General features: G+C 46.4%; 3 protein-coding genes. All 3 read right to left on the bottom strand.

From position 1 onward, the window contains the following. Positions 1 to 235: 235 nt before the first annotated feature. Positions 236 to 1,249, bottom strand: coding sequence for a DNA polymerase III subunit delta (gene holA, locus A3735_RS15275; protein WP_068506694.1), 1,014 nt, complete (start codon positions 1,247 to 1,249; stop codon positions 236 to 238). Positions 1,250 to 1,251: 2 nt separating this feature from the next. Further along, entirely contained in the window at positions 1,252 to 1,797 is a 546-nt protein-coding gene (gene lptE, locus A3735_RS15270) for an LPS assembly lipoprotein LptE (protein ID WP_068506692.1), read from the bottom strand. Positions 1,798 to 1,881: 84 nt separating this feature from the next. Then, on the bottom strand, positions 1,882 to 3,373 hold a 1,492-nt coding region (leuS, locus tag A3735_RS15265), incomplete at its 5' end, for a leucine--tRNA ligase (protein WP_068638225.1).

Raw genomic sequence — 3,373 nt, 5'->3', positions numbered from 1 at the left:
TTAATGTTTATTTGTGATAAAGAGTGTGCGCTAAAGAACTTATAATGCTTTGTTGTGCTTTTGTTATTTTTTATTTTCAAAAGCTTATCTATGGAAATTAAAGCATCTTCGGAAATGAGTTTTCGAATGTGAGAATTTTGTAGGCGGCCCGTCCCGGGGCGCAGGTCGTTCCTCGGAGTGTCAGATAGCCCGGTGGTTCCGTTCGCGCGGACAGAGGCCCCGCCTACCTTTGGCTTTATCCCTTAGCAATTGCCAAGGTAATATCAGTCAACACGTCCCAAGGGGAAATGCCCTTTTCGACACCTTTGATCAGGTCATCGACTTTCTTACACTGATCTAAAAGGCCCAATAGCTTTTGAGGGCTGTGCTTTTGTGCGGCGGCAGACAGACCTGCCTGGCGTTTTTGAATGATACGATGTTGTTTGAATAATGCCGGCAATGGCTGACCTTTGCTCAGGGCATGAGACAAATTCAGTAGTAAGCGAATCTCTTTACTTAAAGCCCACAAGACAAAGGTGACTTCTACGCCTTCAAGGCGAAGGTGGGAGATGATTTTTGCGCTTTGCTTGGCCTTTCCGGTCAAACAGGCGTCGGTAAGGTTAAAGACATCGTAGCGAGAAGCATCTGAAACACTTTCCAACACATCTTCAGTAGAAATTTCGACACTGCTGTCAGGGTGAAGAAGCTTAAGCTTCTCAAGCTCCTGTTGTGCAGCGAGTAAGTTGCCTTCTAATCTATCAGACAAAAGTGAAACGGCGTCACGAGCTAAGTTCAAGCCCATTTTATTGGCTCGTTGAGCTATCCAACGCGGCATCTCGTGTAGATTGATTGGCCATATTTGAATGATGGCACCAGTCTGATCAAGTCGGCTACACCACTTGCTTTTAAGTGTGGAAGCATCGAGTTTATCGGCGCAGATCAGTAAAATCTTATCTTCTGGCAAATTATCGCAATATTGTTGAAAGGCTTTTGCACCGGGGGTACCGGGTTTAGATTTTCCAAGTCGAAGTTCAGTTAGTGTCTTTTCTGCAAATAAAGACAGAGTGTTAGCTTCTTCGTTTAAGCTGGTCCAATCGAACTTGCGGTCAACTTCCAGAATCTTTCGCTCATCAAAGCCTTGTTTTTTGCAGTTCAGACGAATGCTGTCCAAAGCTTCTTGAACCAATAGTGGCTCGTCACCGGTTACCAAATAAAGCGGTAAGAGCTTTTTTTTCAGCTCATTCTCAAGTTGCTCAGCTTTGATGCGCATACTTACTCAGAGCCCTCGTTACTGCCGGAATCGCTGGTAGTTAGCGTTTGTTTATTTACGACATCTATCTGGCGGAATATTTCTGAAGCAATGCGCTGGCTAAGTTCAGACTGTAGCTCACTGCGCTCGCGCTCTTTTGATAATAGTGCAGAGGACTGGTGGCGATAGCTATTACGAACGACGATTTCCTGTTCAGCGAGTACTTCTTCGCTCTCTTGAAGAACTAATTGATAACTTACTTTAGAGCTCAGCCCATATTCAGCGGTTGAAGCATTGCTTTGCAGCGACAAGGTACGAGACTCTTGCTCGATAGGGGAGATAGCTAGCCGATACTGAGCATTGTCATCAAAGCTAATATTATTCAGCATCAACTTTTGGCGTAGTGTTTGGCAAAGCTGCCAAGCACGAGTGGTTGGGCAGTCGAGTTTTATACTGGAAAAGCCCTTAGGAGCGTCATGTTCAGAATAACCACGAAGCTGGAAACCGCATGCCGACAGCAAACTAAAAAGCATGATCATTACGATGATCAAAAGTTTATTACGTGGCATATAAGGCTCTCACTGAAATAATAATCGCCCCGAAGCTTTAAGCGAGGGGCGATATTAAGGAGGAAAGAACAGGTCTATCGTTGCCTAGTTCGCAACGATATTAACCAGCTTTCCAGGTACAACGATTACTTTACGAACGGTCTTGTCATCTGTAAAGCGTTTAACGTTTTCATCATCCAAAGCAGTTTGTTCCATTGCTTCTTTGCTGATATCAGCAGGCACGTCAAGCTTGGACCTTACTTTACCATTCACCTGAATAACGATCGTTTGCGAAGCCTTAACCAAGGCGCTCTCGTCAACACTTGGCCAGCCCGCGCCGATAACTGCGTCTTTGTGGCCCAGGGTTTCCCATAGCTCATGTGAAATATGAGGCGTGATTGGTGCAAGCAGTAAAGTAACGGTTTCAAGCGTTTCCTGCATGACCGCACGGCCTTGCTCACTGACATCAACAAACTTCGAGGCTGTATTCATTAGCTCCATAATAGCCGCGATTGCTGTGTTAAAGGTTAAGCGGCGGCTAACGTCGTCACTTACTTTAGCAATCGTTTCATGCGTTTTTAAGCGAAGCGCTTTCTGCTCTTTGTTCAGGCTGGCAACATCGAGTGCAGCCACATCGCCCTGAGAAACGTGAGAATACACCTGGCGCCAGATACGCTTAAGGAAACGGTTTGAACCTTCAACCGCACTGTCAGACCATTCCAATGATTGCTCAGGAGGCGCAGCAAACATAATAAACAAACGAACGGTATCAGCACCAAACTGGTCGATGGTGGTTTGTGGGTCAACACCGTTGTTCTTAGATTTCGACATCTTGCTCATGCCAGAAGACAACACTTCGCTACCGTCAGACTTGCGCTTGCAGCTAATGGTTTTGCCTTTTTCGTCCGTCTCGATATCGACTTCAGCTGGCGCGATCCAGATCTTGCCACCTTTATCGTCTTCCTGATAGAAGCTTTCAGCCAATACCATGCCTTGGCATAACAGACGCTTGAACGGCTCGTCACAATTTACCAAGCCGACATCTCGTAACAGTTTGTGGAAAAAGCGCGCATAAAGCAGGTGCAAAATAGCGTGCTCAATACCACCAATATATTGGTCTACAGGCAGCCAGTAATTTGCCGCGCCTGGGTCTAACATGCTGTCAGCAGACTGAGGTGAACAGTAACGTGCGTAATACCAAGACGATTCCATAAAGGTATCGAAGGTATCTGTTTCACGTAGTGCAGGCTGACCATTATGAGTCGTCTTTGCCCACTCCGGGTCGCTCTTGATAGGTGAGGTGACACCGTTCAGCTCAACGTCTTCAGGCAGTACAACAGGCAGCTCATCTAAAGGAACAGGAATCGCGCTGCCGTCTTCAAGATTCTTGATCGGGATAGGTGTGCCCCAGTAACGCTGGCGAGAAACACCCCAGTCACGCAAGCGATAGTTAATACGCTTTTTGCCAGTGCCTAGCGCTTCGAACTTGGCAACAATGGCATCAAAGGCTTCTGCCGAGCTTAGGCCGGTGAATTCACCTGAAGTCACCAATACGCCTTTTTCAACAAAAGCTTCTTCTTGTACATCTATGTCGTTG

Source organism: Oleiphilus sp. HI0061, assembly GCF_001635675.1.
The sequence above is the reverse complement of the archived record's forward strand: the minus strand, read 5'-3'. Positions and strand labels throughout refer to the sequence as shown.

Excerpts from the sequence above, each read along its gene's own strand:
- holA (WP_068506694.1), bottom strand. The coding sequence starts at position 1,249 with ATGCGCATCAAAGCTGAGCAACTTGAGAATGAGCTGAAAAAAAAGCTC.
- lptE (WP_068506692.1), bottom strand. The coding sequence starts at position 1,797 with ATGCCACGTAATAAACTTTTGATCATCGTAATGATCATGCTTTTTAGT.